A 1,428-nucleotide genomic window follows, 5' to 3' on the forward strand; every position below is an offset into this window, starting at 1 on the left:
TGTCAATTATCTGAGAAAATGTCACCTTAATTTGTCTATGAAAATGTCACTTTCATCGCAGTCCGAGCCCGTTTTAAGGGGCTTGGACTGTTGTGGTTTTTATGTTATTCTGAGAGTGTTTCGTGTTCCAAGCCCTCCAAGGATGGCTTGCGGCGGGTTTGCGTGGCTGCGCAGAACTCGCCTTTTTTGTATCCTTCACGCGTTGCATGTTTTCCGTTTCTTTAAGCTCTAAGGCTTGACCTTGATGCCAGAGAATAAGGTGGCCTTCTAATGTTTCACGAACCTCTACGGTCGTTTTAGCGCTGAATTGAAACGGAGTTGGCTTGGCAAGGGTATAGAGCTTTCCGCGGTAGGAGAGCGTATTTCCTGTGCCTAACTGTCGGTGCTCGCGTATGGTAAATACATGGCTTAGTTTGACGCTCGGATCCCGTTGCACATAGGCGGATTCAGCTTCTGCGGCCTTCACAGCAAACTGGCGGTTATGCTTCTGAATGAGTTGCGGAAGGGCTTTGTTGGCCTCTTCAATGGAGTATACACCTAACAACCTCAGTTCAATGACCAGACGATCCTGAAGGGTGACCCAGAGTCGTTCTACCCGACCTTTCGCTTGAGGGGTTACGGCTTTGATGTGTTCGATGTGAAGTTCAGCCATCGCTTTACCAAAGTGAGAGAGAGGTTTGGTTTCCCCGGCAAGCTCTTGCTCCAGCGATAATTTTTCGTTCGGTGAACGAAAGATGGTGTGGCGGTCACTGTATAAGCCAAGCGGCACGCCGTATGTGGCGATTCCCTGTTGCATGACAAGTGAGTATCCTTCCCGGCATTCCGCCTTACGAAAGACCGCTCCAACGACCGTACCTGTAGCATCATCGATGGCGGCATGTAAAGCAAAGGCAGGGGCACGATCCTCAAGCCATGCATAGGGGGTCGCATCGATCTGCCAGAGCATACCTGCTTGAGGTTTACGTTTGCGGGGCTGATGAGCCTTGCTACGCCGTCGTTGCTTAGCTTGCTTCATCCCATGCTCCAGCAGAATCCGCCGAACACTCGAACTGCTAAGTGTAAGGGATTCATGTTCTTCGAGCAGTTCGGCGAAATGACAACTGTTGCTGCCGTGATATTTGGTTGTGTACAACTGGGCTACCCGTTCCTTTAGGTTATCCTCTAAAGCATGAACAGGCTTTCTGCCTCTGTTCTGATGAGCAACTTCCGCTGCTCCTCCTTCCACATATTTTTTCTTTAATCGTATCACTTGGCGGGGAGTTACCCCGAGCACCGCTGCCCCCTCCACATTTGTCAGATGTCCATCTAAGATTTTTTGCACAACGAGTACTTTTTTCATCTCTGCGTCCGTCAATGTGATTGTCTCCTGTCCCATAGTGACATTATCTCAGAACAGTTATAGGGTGACATTATCACAGAACAACAACA

1 protein-coding gene is annotated in these 1,428 nt (G+C 49.3%); it reads right to left on the minus strand.

From position 1 onward, the window contains the following. Nucleotides 1–73: 73 nt before the first annotated feature. Entirely contained in the window at nt 74–1,354 is a 1,281-nt protein-coding gene (locus tag JFN88_RS15440; protein ID WP_199020170.1) for an ISNCY family transposase, read from the minus strand. Between the last annotated feature and the right edge of the window lie 74 nt (nt 1,355–1,428).

It is taken from the genome of Paenibacillus roseus, assembly GCF_016424485.1.
GTDB lineage: Bacteria > Bacillota > Bacilli > Paenibacillales > Paenibacillaceae > Paenibacillus_D > Paenibacillus_D roseus.